Here is an 18,154-nt window from a genome sequence, read left to right as displayed (position 1 = left end):
GGTCCCCGTTCGGCTCGGCGGCTTCCGGCCCGGACGGGCGACCCGGGGACGGGTGACCATCCGACGATTCGCTCGTTCTGCTGAACGTGACTGCGCCGGACACCGCCACCCGCCCCCCTTCTCCCGTGCCGCCCGACGTCGAGCTGGCCGAGGCCGCCATCGTCGAGCACTACCCGCGGCTGGTGCGGCTCGCCTACCTGGTGCTGCCGCCCTCCCTCGGCCGCAACCGGCGGGTGCTCACCGCCCATTCGCTGGCCCAGCGGGCGCTCCCGCGCGGGCGGCGCGGCGCCGGTGCGCAGGCCGCCGCGGCCGCCGTGCAGGGCGGGGTTCCGGGCCAGCGCGGGACGCCGGGCGCCGACTCGGGGTACGCGTACGTACGGCTGAGGGTGCTGCGCGCCGCCCTTGAGGCCGGGGTTCCGCTGACGTTCAGGGCGCTGCCCCGGCGGGCGCAACTGCCTCCGCTGCTCCCCCAGGTGTGGGGGCTGCGGCTGTTCCCGCGCTCCGGCGGGGCCGAGGAGCTGGCCCTGGACCAGTGGCTGGCCACCCTCGACGGCCCCGGCCGCGCGGCCTGCGTACTGCGCGCCCTGGAGCGGCTGCCGGAGCCGGAGGTGCTCCGGGTGCTCACCGAGGCCGGGGTCGCGAACCCGGCCGCCGCGGTCGCGGAATCGGGGGATCCGGCCAACGACGCCCTGTTCGCTTCCCCCGAGTTCGATCCGTGCGCGCTCCAGGCCCGCCCCACCGACCTGCTGCGCCGGCGCCGGTTCGCGCGGGCCTCCCTGGCCGCCGCGGCCGCCCTCGCCGTGTGCGGGGCGCTGCTCGCGCTGCCCGGCGGCGGCTGGGGCGCGGACGGGGCCGCGGCCCCGCCGTACGCCCTCAACGCGGCGGCGCAGCAGGCCCTGGATCCGGGCAAGCTGGTCCGGGTCGCGCCCACCGCCTGGCGCACGTCCTCCCGTACGGGCTTCTCCACCTGGCCCGCCCGCGGCGACCGCACCGACGACGCCGAACTGCTGCGCCGGGCGCTGGCCGTGTGGGCCCGGCCCGGCTCGGCCGTCGTCGCCTCGGCGACGCCCGGCACCCCGCCGGGACCGCCGATGGGCCCGCCGCAGCTGCTGTTCGCGGGCACCGTCGACCAGGCGGTCGTGGTCCTGCTGTACGACGGCCTGCGCGTGGTCCGCTACGCCGAGCCCCGCACCGGGACCTCGGTCGCCGCGCTCGACTTCGCCCGGACCGACGCCGCCTCGGCGGAGAGCGCGACCGCGCTCGTACTGAGCCGGGTCGACGGCAACGTCCGCTACCTGACCGCGCCGTGGGTCACCGGGGTGGGACTGCGGGACCTGCTCAAGCCCGGGGAGGCCCCGGCGGCGCTGAAGCCGGGCCGGGACGGGGTCACCCCGCCGGTGGCGAGCCCGGCCCCGACGGGCAACTGCACCGGCTGGAACGCCCTGGCCCTGACCGGCGGCGGTGCCACCCGGCTGGTCACCGACCTCGGCGAGCTGACCCCGGCCCGGCTGACCTCGGGCGCGCCGGGCGCGGAGCGCGACGTGGCGGAGGCGGCGGAGCTGGGCGACTGGTCGCGGATCGCGTGCCTGCTGCCGTCGGTCCGCTCGCACGGCGTCCGCAGCGTCAACGCCTGGACGTACGCGAAGCAGCCGCTGCCCGAGGGCGACGGCACGGCGACCTGGCTGTGCACCCGGGCCGAGACCTGGGCGGGCACGGAGGACCGGGTGCAGGCGCAGTTCCTGGCCCCGGGCGCCCCGCTGGCGGCGCAGGCGGCGAAGGCGGAGGGCTCGCCCGCCTGCGGGGCGCGGGAGCCGCGGGTGCTGGCGGGCGTGCTGTGGAAGTCGAAGGCCGGCCAGTGGTACGTACTGGCGGCTGGCAGCGCGCAGTTCGCCTCGCTGTCGGTGTCGGGTGGCGGGGTGAACGGTTCGGCGAACGGCAACCGGCTGGCGGTGAAGGCGCCGGCGGGCGCGCAGGTGGAGCTGGCGGGCAGGCTGACGGACGGCACGAGGGCGGGGGTGCTGCGTTAGTACCGCGAGGACGTGGGTGAATCTTCAACCGTAAGGTGCCTCAACCATCAGTACTGGTCGGGTAGTTGGCGGAATCCGGGCATGACGGCCGCATGGCAAACATGGCATGATCGGATTCCGGTTACCACGCGGTAACCCACCCACACCCCCCTCACGTACTGAAGGTTCACCCACGTGCGCATGCTCGCCCGACGGCTCCTGCTCCCCGGCCTGACCACACTCGCGCTCACCGCCACCGGCTGCTCCTCGACCCCGCACACCGGCGCCGCCGACGCGGCCGCCCCCGCCACCCTCGCGCCCGCCGGCGACGGCACGTCGCAGCAGCTCGACGTGGCCGCGGCGCCGCAGGGGACTCCGACGCCGGCGGCCGTGGCCCGCGCCGGCGCGAAGGGCAGGACGGAGCAGTCCTCGTTCAAGGTCGCCTCGTACGACCAGGCGAGCGGACGGGCCGTCATAGCCAAGGCCCCGCAGGGGCCCGCACCCGGCAAGTCCACCACCCCCTCCGCCACCGCCAAGCCCTCCGGATCCGCGTCCCCCTCCGCCTCCCCGTCGGCCGACAAGCCCGTCGCCGTGGGTGACGTCATCGCCAGCGCACCGGCGCCCGGTGCCCCCAACGGCCTGCTCGCCAAGGTCACCGAGGTGGTCGGGAAGACCGACCGCGGCACCGAGGTCAAGACCGCCTCCACCACGCTGGCCTCCGTCCTGAACGACGACAAGGCCGACGGCAAGGTCCCCGTCGACCCGTCGTCGGTCACCGTGGAGCCCCTGATGAAGGGCGTCACCTTCTCCTGGGCCAAGACCGGGGGCGTGAAGTTCGGCCCCGAGGGCGCGAAGCTGCCGCTCGGCAACCTGCGGCTCGACGTGAACGCCGCCGTCGACACCGCCCCGGACGCCCCCGCCTCGGCCGGCGCCTCGGTGTCCGGGTTCGTCCAGCTCGCCCCGCAGGTGGAGTTCTCGTACGACGGCAGCGGCGGCTCCGGCCCGCGCGGCGCCTTCCTCGGCATGAGCGGTGACTGGTCCTCGCAGTGGGAGCTCCAGGGCCGCGCGGCCGCGAGCACCGGGGCGCCCAAGCGGATCCCCTTCGCCAAGCTGCACAGCGCCCCGGTCATCCAGGTCGGCCCGGTGCCGGTCGTCGTCAACCTCGACATGACCTGTTACGTCCAGGTGGAGGCCGACGGCCGCGTCACCCTCGACGTCCAGCAGGACGTCAAGGGCGACTTCAAGGTCGGCGGCACGTACGCCCTGGGCAAGGGCTGGACGCCGGTCAGCCAGTCCAACGTCAAGAGCACGCCGGTCACGGCGACCGTCACCGCCTCCGGCAAGGTCAAGGGCGCGCTCGGCGCCGAGGCCTCCGTCGGCCTGTACGGGGCCGTCGGCGTCAGCGCGGACTTCGCTCCGTACCTGCGCGGTGAGGCCGACGCCAAGGCGACCGCGTCCAGCGACGGCAAGAACTCCCTCAGCGGCTCGTGGGCGCTGTACGGCGGCTTCGACCTGAGCGGGAACCTGCACCTGCAGCTCTCCCTGTTCGGCACGCCGCTCTTCGAGCGCAAGATCCCGCTGGGCGCCCTCAACCGCGAGTGGGCCCTCGCGAGCGGCCACGCCGAGCGTTAGGCCGTACCGGCCGAGCCCCAGGCCGTACCGGAAGGCAGCAGACCGGAGTCCCCCGGGCGCGTACCGCGCCCGGGGGACTCCTGCGTGAAGTGGTGGGCGCAGAGGGGTTTTCCTCTCCCCTACCCCTCAGTACATTGACGCCATGTCTAATACGCCGCACGCGCCCGCCCCCGTGGCGTCGGAGCACATCGAGCTCAAGGCGCGGAACGTGTCCTTCGGCTGGGAGGACACCCCGCTCCACTGGCTGCCGGGCGACCCGTTCGCCACCCACACCATCAACGTGCTGCACCTGCTGCTGCCCGCGGGCGAGCGCTGGTTCGTGCACGTCTACAAGCAGGTGCTCCCGTACGTCAAGGACGAGCAACTGCGCGCGGACGTCGTCGGGTTCATCGGGCAGGAGGCCATGCACGCCGCCGCCCACGACGACGTGCTCCCCCACCTCAAGCGGCTGGGCCTGGACCCTACGCCCTACACGGCGCAGGTGGACTGGCTCTTCGAGAAGCTGCTCGGCGACCGGACACTGCCTCCGGGCAAGGCCCGGCACTGGTGGCTCATGGAGCGGGTCGCGCTGATCGCGGCGATCGAGCACTACACGGCGTTCCTCGGGGACTGGGTGCTCAACGCGGACGAACTGGACCGCCGGGGCGCGGACCCCGTGATGCTGGACCTGCTGCGCTGGCACGGTGCGGAGGAGGTGGAGCACCGCTCGGTGGCCTTCGACCTCTTCATGCACGTGGACGGCGGCTACCACCGGCGGGCCCGCACCTGGGCCACCGCCTTCACGGCGCTCGTCTTCCTCTGGCAGCGGGGCGCCCGCTTCTTCATGGAGAACGACCCGGAACTGCCCGCCGCCAAGGCCTCCCTGGGCCAGTTCTTCCGGGCCGGCCGGCAGGGCACGCTGCCCTCGGCGGGCGCGATGCTCAAGTCGATCCCGACGTACCTGTCCCGTTCGTACCACCCGTCCCAGGAGGGCTCCACGGCCCAGGCCGTGGCCTACCTGGCCTCCTCCCCCGGCGCGAACGGCGGTGCCACCGCATGAGCCGCGCCCTGAAGCTGGCGGCGGTGGCGGGCGCGGCGCTGCTGGCCCGGCGCGCCCTACGGGGGCGCATCGCCCGCTCCCCGCTGTGGCCCCTCCCGGCGCTGGACACCCCGGTCTCGGGCCACTCCCCGCGGCGCTGGCTGCCCGCGCTGATCACCTCCCGTACGGAGCCCGCGGACGGGGTGCTGATGCTCACCCTCGAATCCCCGGAGCTCCCGCCGTGGGCCCCGGGCGCGCACGTGGACGTACAGCTCCCGTCCGGCCTGGTCCGCCAGTACAGCCTCTGCGGCGATCCGGCCGACACGGGCCGCTACACGATCGCGATCCGGCTGATCGAGGACGGCCGCGGCGGATCCCGGGAGGCGCACGCCCAGCTGGTGGAGGGCGCGGAGCTCCCCGTACGCCCGCCCCGCAACCGCTTCGAGCTGGTGCCGTCCTCCTCGTACGTCTTCGTCGCGGGCGGCATCGGCATCACGCCGGTCCTCCCGATGCTGCGCGAGGCCACGGCGGCGGGCGCGGACTGGACCCTCCTGTACGGCGGCCGCTCGCGCTCCTCCATGCCGTTCACCGCCGAACTGGCCGCGTACGGTTCCCGGGTCACCCTCGTCCCCGAGGACGAGGCGGGCCTGCCCGACCTGAGCGCTCTCGGCGCGACGCCCCCCGGCACCCTCGTCTACTGCTGCGGCCCGGCCCCCTTGATGAACGCGGTCCGGGAAGCGGCCCCGCCCACCGCTGCGGTCCACCTCGAACGCTTCACGGCGACGACGCCCACGACGGCAACCTCCCGGCCCTTCACGGTGGAACTCCACCGCTCGGGCCGCACGATCGAGGTCGCGGCGGGCGAAACCACCCTGGCCGCGGTCCGCCGGGAGCTGCCCGACACCCCGTACTCCTGCGAGCAGGGCTTCTGCGGTACCTGCCAACACCGCGTCCTCGCGGGCGAGGTCGACCACCGCGACACCCTCCTCACGGACCAGGAGCGCGAGGACTCGATGCTGCTGTGCGTCTCCCGCGCCCAGGACGACCACCTGGTCCTCGACCTCTGAGCGTCGCCGCAGGCCCAGTAGGGTGTTGCGCATGACTACCGGGACGCGGCGCAGGATGGGTGTCGAGGAGCGGCGGCAGCAGCTGATCGGCGTGGCCCTGGAGCTGTTCAGCCTCAGGTCGCCCGACGACGTGTCGATCGACGAGATCGCGGCGGCCGCGGGGATATCGCGGCCGCTCGTCTACCACTACTTCCCTGGCAAGTTGAGCCTGTACGAGGCCGCTCTGCGGCGGGCCGCCGACGAGCTCGCGCAGCGCTTCGTCGAGCCCCGGGAGGGGCCGCTCGGGGCACGGCTGCTGCGCGTCATGGGCCGGTTCTTCGCGTTCGTCGACGACCACGGGCCCGGTTTCTCGGCACTGATGCGCGGCGGCCCGGCCGTCGGCAGCAACCGGACCAACGCGATGATCGACGAGGTCCGGCAGGCCGCTTACGAGCAGATCGTGACGCACATCGGCATCGAGGACCCGCCCGCGCGGCTGGAGCTCGTGGTGCGGTCCTGGGTGTCGCTGGCGGAGTCCACCGCGCTGATCTGGCTGGAGGGGCGCAAGATCCCGCGGGCCGAGCTGGAGTTGCAGCTCGTGCACGACTTCGCCGCGCTGGCCGCCGTGAGCGCCGCGTACGACGCGGAGATGGCCGCCGTCCTCGGCCGGATCCTTCGCGACGAGCCGGCCGACGGGCCGTTCGGGGAGCTGGTCGGGCGGCTCGTGGGGCTGGTGCCGCCGACGGTGGAGGCCGCCGTTACCGACCCCCGGTGATCATCCGCGTGATAATGCGCCCGTGATCATTAATGACGGGATCTTGTTCCGGCGTGCCGCGGAGAAGGACGCCGCCGCGCTGGTGACCCTGTACGACCAGGCCGCCCGGTGGATGCGCAAGCACGGGATCGACCAGTGGAAGCCCGGGGACAAGGACGCCGCGCACTTCCTGACGAAGATGCGCGAGGGCGAGGTGTGGCTCGCCGGTGACCCCGACGGGCGGATCATCGGCGCGTACGAGCTGTGGTGGTCCGACGAGGAGGCCTGGGGCGTGCAGCCGCCGGTCGCCGGATACGTGCACCGGCTGATGGTGGACCGCGAAACCGCGCCCGCGGGCGCCGGACGGCGGATACTCGAACATGCCGAGCGCCGGATCGCCGGTTCCGGACTGCCGCGGGCGCGGCTGGACTGCGTCTCCACCAACCCCCGGCTGCTCGCGTACTACCGGGGCGCGGGCTACCGGGTGGTCGGGGAGTTCCCCCACAAGGAGGGCAAGGACGGGCGGGTGTACGGGGTGATCCTGCTCGAGAAGCGGCTCGATCAGCTCACCGTCGTGTGAAGACGGCGACCGTGCGCGGCGGCGTCGTGAACTCTCCCGTCTTCGCGTCGTACGTCGCCTGCCTGACCACGGGGTCGGAGCCGGCCGCCTGGACCGGGTGCAGGGCGTAGGCGGTGCCCGCGAGGGCCGGGACGCGCTGGGACCGGGCGGCGGGGGTGGCGTTGAAGACCACCACCAGGTCGCCGAGGGTCATCGTGATCACCCCCGGGGTCTCGTCCTTGCCGGAGAGCGGGAAGGCGAGCGCCGCCTGGACCGCCTCGGGCGTGGTGAGGGCGAAGGCCCGCTCCGTCGTACGGATCCGCAGCAGGTCGCGGTAGGCGGCGGACGCGCCCGTGATCTCGGTGCAGCCCGGTGCCTTGCCGCCGGCCAGCAGCGGCTTCGCGTAGGGCCACTTGGAAGCGTTGTCGGCGGCCGGGGGCAGGCCGCGGCCGAAGCCGTTGCCTTCGCGGCAGTCCCAGTGGACGGCGTTGAACCAGTCGCCGCTGTCGTACGAGTTGCGGTCGAGGGACTTCGAGCGCAGCAGGTCCGTTCCGGCCTGGGTCAGCGACGGGCCCTGCGAGAGGGTGCCGACGGCCATCGCCAGGACCTGCATCCGGGCCTGGTCCGCGGCCGAGGTGCCCGGCGCCAGCTTGTAGGCCAGGGCGTCGGCCAGGGTCTCGTTGTCGTGCGCGTCGGCGTAGGCGAGGGCGTCGCCGGGGGCCGCCGCGTACCCGGCCGGGGAGCCGTTGTAGTCCACCTCGGAGCCCGAGGTGTGCCGGCCCGAGCTGTCCGTGAAGGCGTACGAGGCGAGGTTGCCGGACAGCCCGACCTTGATCAGGTCCTGGTCGTGCAGCAGGCGGGCCCGCTGCTGCTCCGCCGTGCCGTTCGCGGGCGAGGCGTTCGGGGCGGTGAACAGGCCGGAGGCGAAGCCCTGGACGCGCGGGTCCTCGTCGAAGGGGCCGCCGCCGCGGACGGCGTCGCGCGAGCGGTCCGAGAAGGTGGCGATGCCGGTGCCGGCCATGTTCTTCTGCGTGGCCTGGACGAAGCGGGCGTCGTCCGCGACCTCGCCGAAGTTCCAGCCCTCCCCGTACAGGATGATCTTCTTGCCGTCGACCCCGTCCTTGGCGACGGTCAGGGCGTCGAGTGCCTTGCGGACGGCGAGGATGTTCTCCTTCGGGTGGTGGCCCATCAGGTCGAAGCGGAAGCCGTCGACCTTGTACTCCTTCGCCCAGGTGACGATCGAGTCCACGACGAGCCGGCCCATCATGGCGTTCTCGGGCGCGGTGTTGGCGCAGCAGGTGGAGTTGGCGACCGAGCCGTCCGCCAGCAGCCGCTGGTAGTAGCCCGGCACGATCCGGTCGAGGACGGACTTGTCGGACTGGCCGGAGGCCACGGTGTGGTTGTAGACCACGTCCATGACGGTCCGCAGGCCGGCTCCGTTCAGGGACTGGACCATCCTTCGGAACTCGACCGTACGGGCCGTGCCGTTCGGGTCGCTCGCGTACGAGCCCTCCGGCACCGTGTAGTGCAGCGGGTCGTAGCCCCAGTTGTACGCGTCCTTCGCCGCCGCGGCGGCCACGCAGGCCTGCTGCTCGGGCGAGTCCGGCGCGTACACCTTCAGGTCGCAGGCGGGTTCGGTGCGGTCGGAGGGCTTCTCCGGGATCGTGCCGATGTCGAAGGCGGGGAGGAGGTGGACGTAGGAGGTGCCGGAGGCGGCGAGCGCGCGCAGGTGCTGCATGCCCGCCGAGCCGGTGTCCGTGAACGCCAGGTACTGGCCGGGGTGGGCGCTCGTGGGGTCCGCGACCGAGAAGTCGCGGATGTGGAGCTCCTGGATCTGGGCGGAGGTGAAGGGGACGGCCGCGGGCTTGCGCAGGCCGCGCCAGCCGGGCGGGGCCAGCTTCGGGTCGGCCAGGTCGACGGCCAGGCTGTACGTGGAGTCGGTGGTCAGGGCGGTGGAGTACGGGTCGGTGACGAGGTTGCGGACCATCCTGCGGGTGCTCGGGGCCCACACGGTCACGTCGTAGCGGTAGGGCTTGCCCGTCCAGCCGCGTTCGCCGCGCACCGACCAGACGCCGGTGGTGTCGTCGCGGCGCATGGGGACGGTGCGGCCGTCGAGTTCGAGGGCGACCTGGCGGGCGGTGGGGGCCCAGACGGAGAGGGTGGGGCGGCCGTCCTTGAAGACCGGTCCGAGGGCGGCGGTGTTCGCGTACAGGTCGTCGAGCACGCCGGCGAGCTGGACGCCGGTCGCGGCGAGTACGGCGCCGGTCGCGGCGCGGGCGCTCGCCACGAGCTGGCCGCGCAGGGCCTCCCGTACGCGGTCCCGGTCGCGGGGGTCGACGGAGTAGGCGGCGTACGTCGCGAGGTGCGGGAACTCCTGCTTCTGGGCGGCGGTGAGCTCGGTCTTGGCCAGGCGCAGCCACTGGGCGCCGTCCGCGCGCAGGACGCCGTCCTCCGCGGTGATCGTGCCCTCGCGTGAGGCGAGGAGCTGGACGGAGGCGGCGGTCGCGGGGGCGTTCCAGGCGAGGGTGGAACGGTCGATCCAGACGGCCTCGGACTTGGTGAGGTCGAGGGCGGCGGAGGAACCGGCCGGCTGCGGGAGGAGGTACGGGGCCCGGCCGCCCAGCATCCAGACCTCGTGGCCGGTGGCCTTCAGGTCGAGGGACTGGTCGGTGGGCAGGTCCTTCTCGTCGCCCTTGTGGAGGATGTAGCTCAGGCTGGTCGCCCCGGCCGCGAGCGGGACCTCGTACACGGCGCCGTAGGAGTCGGTGCGGGCGGGCATCAGCGGCTTGGACCAGTCGGTCGGGGTCGCGGCGCCGGTCCAGACGTGCAGGCCCCAGCCGTCGTAGGCGCCGTCGGGGCGCTGGTAGTGGAGGACGGCCTTGGCCTGGTCCTGGGGCGGGTAGACGGGGCGTTCGGTGGTGGCCGCCTCCTTGCCCTGCTCCAGCCAGACCTCGCCGCTCTTCGTCACGTCGAGGGTGCGGTCGGTGGCGACGTCCTTGTTGCCGTCCTTGTCGATGACGAGGTAGCCGATCGAGGAAGCACCGGGCTTGAGGCGGACGTGGGCGAAGGCGCCGTAGGCGTCGCGGCCGGTGAAGTCGTGGCCGGCCGGCCAGGGAGTGGCCTCGCCGTCGGCGAGGTCGCCCCACGCGTACAGCCGCCAGTTCGTGTAGTCGCCGTCGGGACGGCGGTAGTGCACGACCGCGTAGTCGCGCTGGGTGGCGGTGGGGACCGGGGTGGGCGGGACCTGGCCGGAGACGGACTCGGCGAGGGCGCTCGCGGTGCGGCCGCGGGAATCGACGACGACGGCCTTGTAGCGCAGGGCGGTGCCGGCGGGCGCGGTGACGTGCTGGGTGACCTTGTACGGGGCGTGGTCGGCGGAGCCGAGGACCTGCCACGCGCCGGTGCCGGTCTGGGCGGCGAAGACGACCCGGTTCAGGCCGCCTCCGGTGACGTCGGCGGAGAGCTCGACGGTTCCGGTGGCGCCGGGCGCCGGGGCCTTGAGGGTGAGGGCGGGCTTGGTGGCGGGGGCCGCGAGGGGGGAGATGCCCTGGAGGACCACCGAGCCGAGGGCGGGCACGGTGACGGTCAGCTTGCCGGCCGCGGAGGCGCGGAGCAGGGCGCTGCCGCCGTACAGGGTGCGGTACTGGGCTCCGGCCGGGGCGTCGAGCTCGACGGTCCGGGCTTCGGCGGCGTTGTTGGCGGCGACGAGGTACTCGGTGCGGGAGCGGGCGTCGGTGCGGGCGAAGGCGTAGACGGACCCGTCGGCGAAACGCTCGCTCTGGACGCCGTCCCGCAGGGCCGGGTGGTCCTTCGTCAGCTTCGAGAGAGCACTGATCTGCTTGTAGAGCGGATGTCCCGGGTCGTAGGCATCGCTCGCGTGCGTGCGCGCGGTCGCGAGCTGGTCGTCGTCCAGGTAGTCCGCGATCCGCGTGCCGAACAGCGGCTGCCGGGCGTCCTTGTCACCGCCCGCGCCCGTGAAGCCCTGCTCGTCGCCGGAGTAGACCACCGGGTTGCCCCGGGAGAAGAACATCAGCTCGTTGGCCAGCCGGTAGCGGTCCAGCAGCTCCTGCTCCCCCGCCCCCGGCCGGTCCTGCTTCAGGAAGCTCCCGAAACGGCCCATGTCGTGGTTGCCGAGGAAGGTGACCTGCTCGTACGCGTTCGCCTTGTCCGTCGTGTACCGGTAGTCGTCGGCCAGTACGGATCCCAGCCGCGAGGCGGCCGCGCCCTGGGAGGCGTACGCCCGGATCGCGTCCTGGAGCGGGAAGTCGAGGGTGGCGTCGAGGCGGCCCTGCGTCACGTACGGGGAGGTGACGGCCGTGTCGGCGGAGTAGACCTCGCCGAACATGAAGAAGTTCTTCCGGCCGTGCTGGGCGGCGTACTTGTCGAGGGCGGTGGCCCACTGCGTCCAGAACCCGGTGTTGACGTGCTTGACCGTGTCGATGCGGAAGCCGTCGATCGAGAAGTCCTTGACCCACTTCTCGTAGATCTTCTCCATCCCGCTGACGACCTCGGGGCGTTCGGTCCACAGGTCGTCGAGGCCGAAGAAGTCGCCCTGTTCGGAGGAGTCTCCGGAGAAGGTGGAGTCGCCCCGGTCGTGGTACATCGTCGGGTCGTTGAGCCAGGCGGGAGCCTTCAGGTTCTTCTTCGCGTCGGGCACGAAGGGGGTCCGCGGGAAGGACTCGGCGTCCACGGCGGGGAACTTGCGCTTCCCGTCCGCGTAGTCGGAGTCGTCGAACGGCACCCCGTCCTTCGTCAGGTAGGGGAAGGCCCCCTTGGAGAGATAGGAGTAGGACTGCTCCCGGTAGTCGACGACGTCGGCGGTGTGGTTGGTGATGACGTCGAAGAAGACCTTCATCCCCTTCGCGTGCGCCTTGCCGATCAGCCGCTCCAGGTCGGCGTTGGTGCCGAAGTGCGGGTCGACCTGCGTGAAGTCGGTGATCCAGTACCCGTGGTAGCCGGCGGAGACGTCGGCCCCCTTCCCCTGCACCGGCTGGTTCTTGAAGATCGGCGCCATCCAGATGGCGGTGGTCCCGAGCCCCTTGATGTAGTCGAGCCGGTCGGTCAGCCCCTTGAGGTCGCCGCCCTGGTAGAAGCCCTTGTCCGTCGGGTCCAGCCCGGTCTCCAGCCGGCTGCCGGTCAGGCCGCCGGTGTCGTTGCGCGGGTCGCCGTTCGCGAACCGGTCCGGGAGGACGAAGTAGAACTGCTCCCGGGTCAGATCGTGCCGCGCGGGCTCGGCGGCCAGTTTCGCGTCCGAGGGCGGGGCGGGCGGCGCTGAGGCCGCGGCCGGGAGGGCGGGCAGGAGCGTCACGGCCAGGGCGGCGGCGAGCACTCCTGCGGCGGGGCGTATCAAGGCGGATCTCCTTGGTTACGTGTCGCGTGGATGAGGGCCGCCCGGCGGATGGCGGGGTCTGTGGACGCCGGGCGGCCCTGGTCGGTGGGGTTGCGTGGGGGATGTGGGGGGTGCGTGGGGGTCAGCTGCGCCAGGTGTCGTCGAGTACGGCCTTGCCGCTCGCCGGGACGGTCGCGGTGCGGTTGGCGCCGCTCTCCCAGGTGACGTTCCCGGCGGCGTCCTTGCGTACGTACTTGTACGAGAACGCCGTCCCGGCCGGGAGGGAGACGTCCAGCTTCCAGACGGGGTAGGCCGCCGGGTCGAGCTTGAGGGCGCTGCCGGTGTTCCAGCCGCCGAGCTCGGCGCGGTCGCCGGTGACGTAGATGTTCTGCCCGGGGACGGTGGTGGCGTTGACGGCGAACGAGGCGCCCGCGGCCGCCGGCGGCGGCGTGGTCCCACCGCCGGTGCACGTACGGGCGTTGACGTGCAGGGCCAGGGCGGTCCCGGCCCCGAGGGTGGCGGTGAACTGCCCGGCGGAGTTCACGCTGACGGTGCGACCGCTCTGCACGTCGCAGTAGTCGCCGGCCGGGAGCGAGCTCTGGAAGGTCCGGGTGAGGGCCGCGCCCTCGTGGTTGATGGCGACGTACGCCTTGGCCCCGCGCCCGAAGGCGATCTGGTCGGCGCCGTTGTCCCACCAGTTGGTGACGGCCTGGCCGCGGGCGGCGTTGCGGAAGCCGACCATGGAGGAGATCTCCCGCCAGGCGTGCTGGCACTTCCACCCGTCGGTGTAACAGGCACCGACCGAGCCGCCGTTCGGCGGACCGGCGTCCTTGTCGGTCCACTCGTACCCGGAGTGCACGTCGGGGGATCCGTACGGCCACGCCAGCATGAAGACGCCTGCGAGGGTGTAGGCGGAGCCGTCCTTGTAGTTGAGGGTGTCGCCGCCGCGCTCGGTGTCGTGGTTGTCGACGAAGACGGCGGACTGCCCGCTCGGCATGTACCCCCAGGCCTCGCCGAAGTTCTTCAGGTAGGCGAGGTTCTCGTTCTGGAAGACCCGCTTGAGGTCCCGGGCGTAGCGGAACTCCTGCACGTCGCCGTTGCCGAGGTACTCGGAGGGCGAGACGGCCTCACCGGCTCCGTATATCGCCTCCTGCTTCCAGTAGACGGAAGGATTCGTCAGCCGGGACTTGATGTTGGCGAGGTCGGCGGCCGGCATGTGCTTGGCGGCGTCGATCCGGAAGCCGTCGACGCCCAGGGACAGCAGGTCGTTCAGGTACCCGGCGATGCGCCCGCGTACGTAGTCCTCGCCGGTGTCGAGATCGGCGAGCTGTACGAGCTCGCAGTTCTGGACGTTGGCCCGGTCCTGATAGTTGGAGATGGTCGCCCGGCAGTCGTCCATGTCGGAACCCGAATAGACCCCGGGGTACCCGTACTTCGTGTACGAGGACCCCCCGGTCCCCACGCCGTCACCGGCGGCCATGTGGTTGATCACGGAGTCGGCGACGACCTTCACCCCGGCGGCGTGGCAGGTGTCGACCATGGCCTTGAACGCGGCGCGGTCACCGAGCCGCCCGGCGATCTTGTAGCTGACGGGCTGGTACGAGGTCCACCACTGGGGGCCCTGGATGTGCTCCTGGGGCGGCGAGACCTGGACGTACCCGTATCCGGCGGGACCGAGCGAGTCGGTGCAGGCCTTGCCTACGGACTCGAAACGCCACTCGAAGAGGACGGCGGTGACGTCCTTGTCCCCGGGCGTCGCGGCGGCGGCCTGCGGCGCCGGGCCGGTGAGGAGGGCGCCGGCGGCGAGTGCGGTCGAGGTGAAAAGAGTTGCAGCTCTGACGGCTCTGGCAGGCATGCGGGGGGCCTCCTGGCGGGAGAGGTGGGGATTGCAGAGACCGTAGGGGCCAGGTAAGAGCGCTGCAAGAGTTTGCGCAAGAGATTGCAGAATTGTTTCCGGGGCGTGTCCTGCCGTACGGGCGGACGGTGTAGGGCCCGGCGGCGTCCGCATCCGCATCCGTGTCCGCGTCGACGACCGGCGAAGCGGACGGGGCCCGGTCGTGAGCCGACCGGTTGCCGGTGGCATGCTCCCGTGCGTGATCGATGAACGGAACGACGGCTGGTCGTTCGCGACGGCGCGGGTGGCGGCCCGGTTCGGGGCCTGCGAGGTGAGGGGCGCGCCCGGGGTCGAGCACGCGGGTGGCGGGCGCGGGACGCTCTGCGGGATAGCGGCCCGCTGCCTCACCTGCCGTCTCCACCTGTTCGAGCCCGACGCCCTGCAGTCGTGCCGGCGGTGTCGCCGGGCGGCGAAGGACGCCCCGACGGAGCCGTGCGTCCAGGAACGCCTTCACGGGCGGGTCCGGGCCGCGGCCGGGGGCCGGATCCGCGAGGAGCTGCTCGCCGCCCTGCGCGGGGGCGCGCCGGTCCGGCTGTGGATCAACGGCCCCTCCGCGGACCTGGCGGGGTTCCACGCCCGGCTCGACGAGCTGACCGAGGGTGCCGGGCCCGCCGCCGAGGCGTTCGCGGCCGCCGCGGCCATCGGCATGGCCGTCGTCGAGGACGACCGGTGGCGGTTCCTCGTCGTCCTGCCGGGCTCCGGCGACGGCGGCCCCCCGGTCCTCGCTCGCGGCCTCCGCGACCCGTGAGCGACCGGGGGGCGCGCAAAGGGGCGCAGAGTGTCGAAACGATACAGCTGCGGGCATTGGAGTGAACGCCCGTTCCCAGTGGCGCTCATGGACGGTTGGACCGGCCGACGCGCGGACCGAACAGCGCGTCCCTCCGATGATCCTTAGGGGAGTCATGCGTATTCGTTCCGCTGTCACCGCGTCCGTCCTGGCTGCAGGCATCCTGCTCGGCGGCGCCGGCGCCGCCCTGGCCGACGGAGTCGACATCGACTACTTCGGCGGCGGCCACGCGGCCAAGTCGTCGAACTGCTCCACGTTCGCCGCGGTGCCGCACAACCTGCCCGCGTTCGCCGGCCCGGTCTACAACTCGTCCTGCGAGAAGAGCAGCGAGAAGGAGTGGCTGAAGGGCCACCACCTCGGCGCCTGATCCCGAGGCCCGCACCGCAGGGGCGGCCCGACGGTGACGTCGGCCGCCCCTGCGGCGTCCCGGTGGCCGGTGACCGGTGCCTGTGCCCAGTGCCCTGCGACCGGCTCCTAGGGGGTGTCCTCCGGGACCTGGGCCGTCGAGCCCCTCACCACCAGCTCCGGCTGGAAGACGTACTCCGTGCGCTGGACCGGGGTTCCGGCCACCGCCTCCAGGAGGGCTCCCACCGCTGCCGTGGCCATGGCGCGGACCGGTTGGCGGATCGTCGTCAGCGGCGGGTCCGTGAAGGCGATCAGCGGGGAGTCGTCGAAGCCGACGACCGACACGTCCTCCGGGACGCGCAGGCCGCGCTCCCTCGCCGCGCGGATCACGCCGAGCGCCATGGGGTCGCTGCCGCACACGATGCCCGTGCAGCCGCGGTCCAGCAGGGCTCCGCCCGCCGCGTGGCCGCCCTCCACCGTGAACAGCGTCCGCTGGATCCGGCCTTCCTCCTCCGCCTCCGGCACCGCCGCCCTGAACCCCGCCTCCTTGCGCGCCGACGGGACGTACCGCGTCGGCCCTATGGCCAGGCCGATCCGCCGGTGGCCCAGGTCGGCGAGGTGGCGTACCGCCATGTCCGCCGCCGCCCGGTCGTCCGGCGAGATGAAGGGGGCGTTGACGTGCTCGTTGAATCCGTTGATCAGGACGAAGGGGATCCCCCGCGACGACAGGCGCTGGTAGCGGGACGGGTCCAGCGAAGAGTCCGCGTGGAGGCCCGACAGGAAGACGATCCCCGTGACCCCCCGCTCCTCCAGCTGCTCCACCAGCTCGTCCTCGGTGGCCCCGCCGGGGGTCTGCGTGCACAGCACCGGCGTGTACCCGTGTCCGGCCAGCGCCTGCTCGATGACCTGCGCGAACGCCGGGAAGATGGGGTTCGTGAGCTCAGGGATCAGCAGCCCCACCAGGCCGTTGCTGCGGCGCTTGAGCCGTACGGGGCGCTCGTAGCCCAGCAGGTCCATGGCGGCCAGCACCTTGTGCCGGGTGCCGGCCGCCACGCCCGCCTTGCCGTTGAGCACACGGCTGACCGTCGCCTCGCTGACCTGGGCCTGCGCGGCGATGTCCGTCAGCCGGAGCGGGGAGGTCACCCCTGCCACCACACCGCCGTGTCGGCCCCGAGGACCCCGGGGTCCGTCACCTCGCCGCTCGCCAGCAGCACCGTCCCCGGCGCGGGCATCCGGACGGGCTCCCGCGTCGTGTTGACCGTGCAGACGAAGTCGCCGCGGCGGAACGCCAGCACGCCCTCGGGCGCCTCCAGCCACTCCACCGCGTCGCCCGCGCCCAGGTCGCCGCGCTCCCGGCGGATCCGCAGCGCCGCCCGGTACAGCTCCAGGGTGGAGGCCGGGTCGCCCGTCTGGACCTCGACGCTCAGCCCGGCCCACTCGGCCGGCTGCGGCAGCCAGCTGCCACCCTCGCCGAAGCCGTACGGGGCCTGGTCGCCCGACCACGGGATCGGCACGCGGCAGCCGTCGCGGAGTCCGTCCTGGCCGTTCGCCTTGAAGAACGAGGGGTCCTGGCGCACCTCGTCGGGGAGGTCCACGACCTCGGGCAGGCCGAGCTCCTCGCCCTGGTAGACGTACGCGGACCCGGGCAGGGCCAGCATCAGCAGCGCGGCGGCGCGGGCCCGCTCCAGGCTGCCGAAGCGGGTGCGGTGGCGGACCACGTCGTGGTTGGACAGCACCCAGGTGGTGGGGGCGCCGACGGGCCGCATCGAGTCGAGCGACTCGTCGATGGTGGCGCGCAGCGCCTCCGCGTCCCAGCCGGTGCTCAGGTAGTGGAAGTTGAACGCCTGGTGCAGCTCGTCGGGGCGCAGGTACAGGGCGGTGCGGTCGGCGCTGGGGGTCCAGGCCTCGGCGACGCCGATGCGGTCGCCCGCGTACTCGTCGAGGACCAGGCGCCAGGAGCGGTAGATCTCGTGGACGCCGTCCTGGTCGAAGAAGGGCAGCACCTGGTTGCCGAGCAGCTTGAGCTGCTCGTCGCGGCCGAGGTCGGGCAGGCCGGGGGCCTTGACCAGGCCGTGGGCGACGTCGATGCGGAAGCCGTCGGCCCCCAGGTCGAGCCAGAACCGCAGGATGGAGCGGAACTCGTCCTGGACGGCCGGGTGCTCCCAGTTGAAGTCGGGCTGCTCGGGGGCGAAGAGGTGCAGGTACCACTCGCCGTCCGCGACGCGGGTCCACGCCGGACCGCCGAAGATCGACTCCCAGTCGTTGGGCGGCAGCTCCCCGTCGTCGCCCTGCCCGGGGCGGAAGTGGAAGCGCTCGCGCAGCGGGGTGCCGGGGCCCTCCCGAAGCGCCTGCTTGAACCATTCGTGCTGGTCGGAGCAGTGGTTGGGGACGAGGTCCACGATGATGCGCAGGCCCAGCTCGTGGGCTTCGCGGATCACGGCGTCGGCGTCGTGCAGGGTGCCGAACATGGGGTCGATGGCCCGGTAGTCGGCGACGTCGTAGCCGGCGTCGGCCTGCGGGGAGGCGTAGAAGGGGCTGAGCCAGACGGCGTCGACGCCCAGCTCCTTGAGGTAGGGCAGACGGCTGCGGATGCCTTCGAGGTCCCCCATGCCGTCCCCGTTGGAGTCGGCGAAGCTGCGCGGATAGACCTGGTAGATCACCGCTTCTCTCCACCAGCCGGGCCGGGTGCCGGTGGTGGTGGGAAGGCCACTGTCCGAAGTCAGTGCGTCGGCGAGGTGCTGGGTCATGTCGTCCTTGGAGAGATCGGGCCGGGGGTGAGAGGGG

General features: G+C 72.9%; 12 protein-coding genes. 8 read left to right on the top strand and 4 right to left on the bottom strand.

From position 1 onward, the window contains the following. Nucleotides 1-86 precede the first annotated feature (86 nt). From K7B10_RS28120 to K7B10_RS28095, 6 genes are all read left to right on the top strand, one after another. Entirely contained in the window at nt 87-2,027 is a 1,941-nt protein-coding gene (locus tag K7B10_RS28120; protein WP_372481473.1) for a hypothetical protein, read from the top strand. Nucleotides 2,028-2,201: 174 nt separating this feature from the next. After that, nucleotides 2,202-3,638, top strand: coding sequence for a hypothetical protein (locus K7B10_RS28115; RefSeq protein WP_229340249.1), 1,437 nt, complete (start codon nt 2,202-2,204; stop codon nt 3,636-3,638). Between the two features lie 142 nt (nt 3,639-3,780). Further along, entirely contained in the window at nt 3,781-4,677 is an 897-nt protein-coding gene (locus tag K7B10_RS28110) for a metal-dependent hydrolase (RefSeq protein WP_229340247.1), read from the top strand. Then, complete coding sequence (locus K7B10_RS28105) at nt 4,674-5,723, top strand: PDR/VanB family oxidoreductase (RefSeq protein ID WP_229340245.1); 1,050 nt, start codon at nt 4,674-4,676, stop codon at nt 5,721-5,723. The genes K7B10_RS28110 and K7B10_RS28105 overlap by 4 nt, the downstream gene beginning before the upstream one ends. Before the next feature lie 31 nt (nt 5,724-5,754). Next, nucleotides 5,755-6,477 (top strand): TetR/AcrR family transcriptional regulator, encoded by a 723-nt coding sequence (locus K7B10_RS28100; RefSeq protein ID WP_229340243.1) that lies wholly within the window; start codon nt 5,755-5,757, stop codon nt 6,475-6,477. Nucleotides 6,478-6,499: 22 nt separating this feature from the next. After that, nucleotides 6,500-7,036 (top strand): GNAT family N-acetyltransferase, encoded by a 537-nt coding sequence (locus tag K7B10_RS28095; protein WP_229340241.1) that lies wholly within the window; start codon nt 6,500-6,502, stop codon nt 7,034-7,036. On the opposite strand, the gene pulA is transcribed toward K7B10_RS28095, so the two are convergent. Together pulA and K7B10_RS28085 are read right to left on the bottom strand one after the other, a co-directional pair. Beyond that, a complete protein-coding gene (pulA, locus tag K7B10_RS28090) occupies nt 7,023-12,365 on the bottom strand; it encodes a pullulanase-type alpha-1,6-glucosidase (RefSeq protein WP_229340239.1) in 5,343 nt (1,780 codons plus the stop codon). The two genes, K7B10_RS28095 and pulA, sit on opposite strands and share 14 nt — an antisense overlap. Before the next feature lie 121 nt (nt 12,366-12,486). After that, nucleotides 12,487-14,199 (bottom strand): carbohydrate-binding module family 20 domain-containing protein, encoded by a 1,713-nt coding sequence (locus K7B10_RS28085; protein WP_229340237.1) that lies wholly within the window; start codon nt 14,197-14,199, stop codon nt 12,487-12,489. Nucleotides 14,200-14,437: 238 nt separating this feature from the next. Between K7B10_RS28085 and K7B10_RS28080 the strand changes: the two genes are divergently transcribed. Together K7B10_RS28080 and K7B10_RS28075 are read left to right on the top strand one after the other, a co-directional pair. Then, a complete protein-coding gene (locus K7B10_RS28080; RefSeq protein WP_229340235.1) occupies nt 14,438-14,986 on the top strand; it encodes a hypothetical protein in 549 nt (182 codons plus the stop codon). Between the two features lie 154 nt (nt 14,987-15,140). Then, nucleotides 15,141-15,392 carry a hypothetical protein gene (locus tag K7B10_RS28075; protein ID WP_229340233.1) on the top strand — a complete coding sequence of 84 codons (252 nt, stop codon included), beginning with the start codon at nt 15,141-15,143 and terminating at the stop codon, nt 15,390-15,392. 107 nt (nt 15,393-15,499) lie between these two features. Here the strand turns inward: K7B10_RS28075 and K7B10_RS28070 are convergent, their stop codons facing one another. Next, nucleotides 15,500-16,522 (bottom strand): LacI family DNA-binding transcriptional regulator, encoded by a 1,023-nt coding sequence (locus K7B10_RS28070; protein WP_229340231.1) that lies wholly within the window; start codon nt 16,520-16,522, stop codon nt 15,500-15,502. Beyond that, nucleotides 16,510-18,117 (bottom strand): glycoside hydrolase family 13 protein, encoded by a 1,608-nt coding sequence (locus tag K7B10_RS28065; protein ID WP_229340229.1) that lies wholly within the window; start codon nt 18,115-18,117, stop codon nt 16,510-16,512. The genes K7B10_RS28070 and K7B10_RS28065 overlap by 13 nt, the downstream gene beginning before the upstream one ends. Between the last annotated feature and the right edge of the window lie 37 nt (nt 18,118-18,154).

The sequence above is a fragment of the Streptomyces flavotricini genome (genome assembly GCF_020639365.1).
Lineage (GTDB): Bacteria > Actinomycetota > Actinomycetes > Streptomycetales > Streptomycetaceae > Streptomyces > Streptomyces flavotricini.
This window is presented reverse-complemented; position numbering and strand designations above follow the sequence as displayed.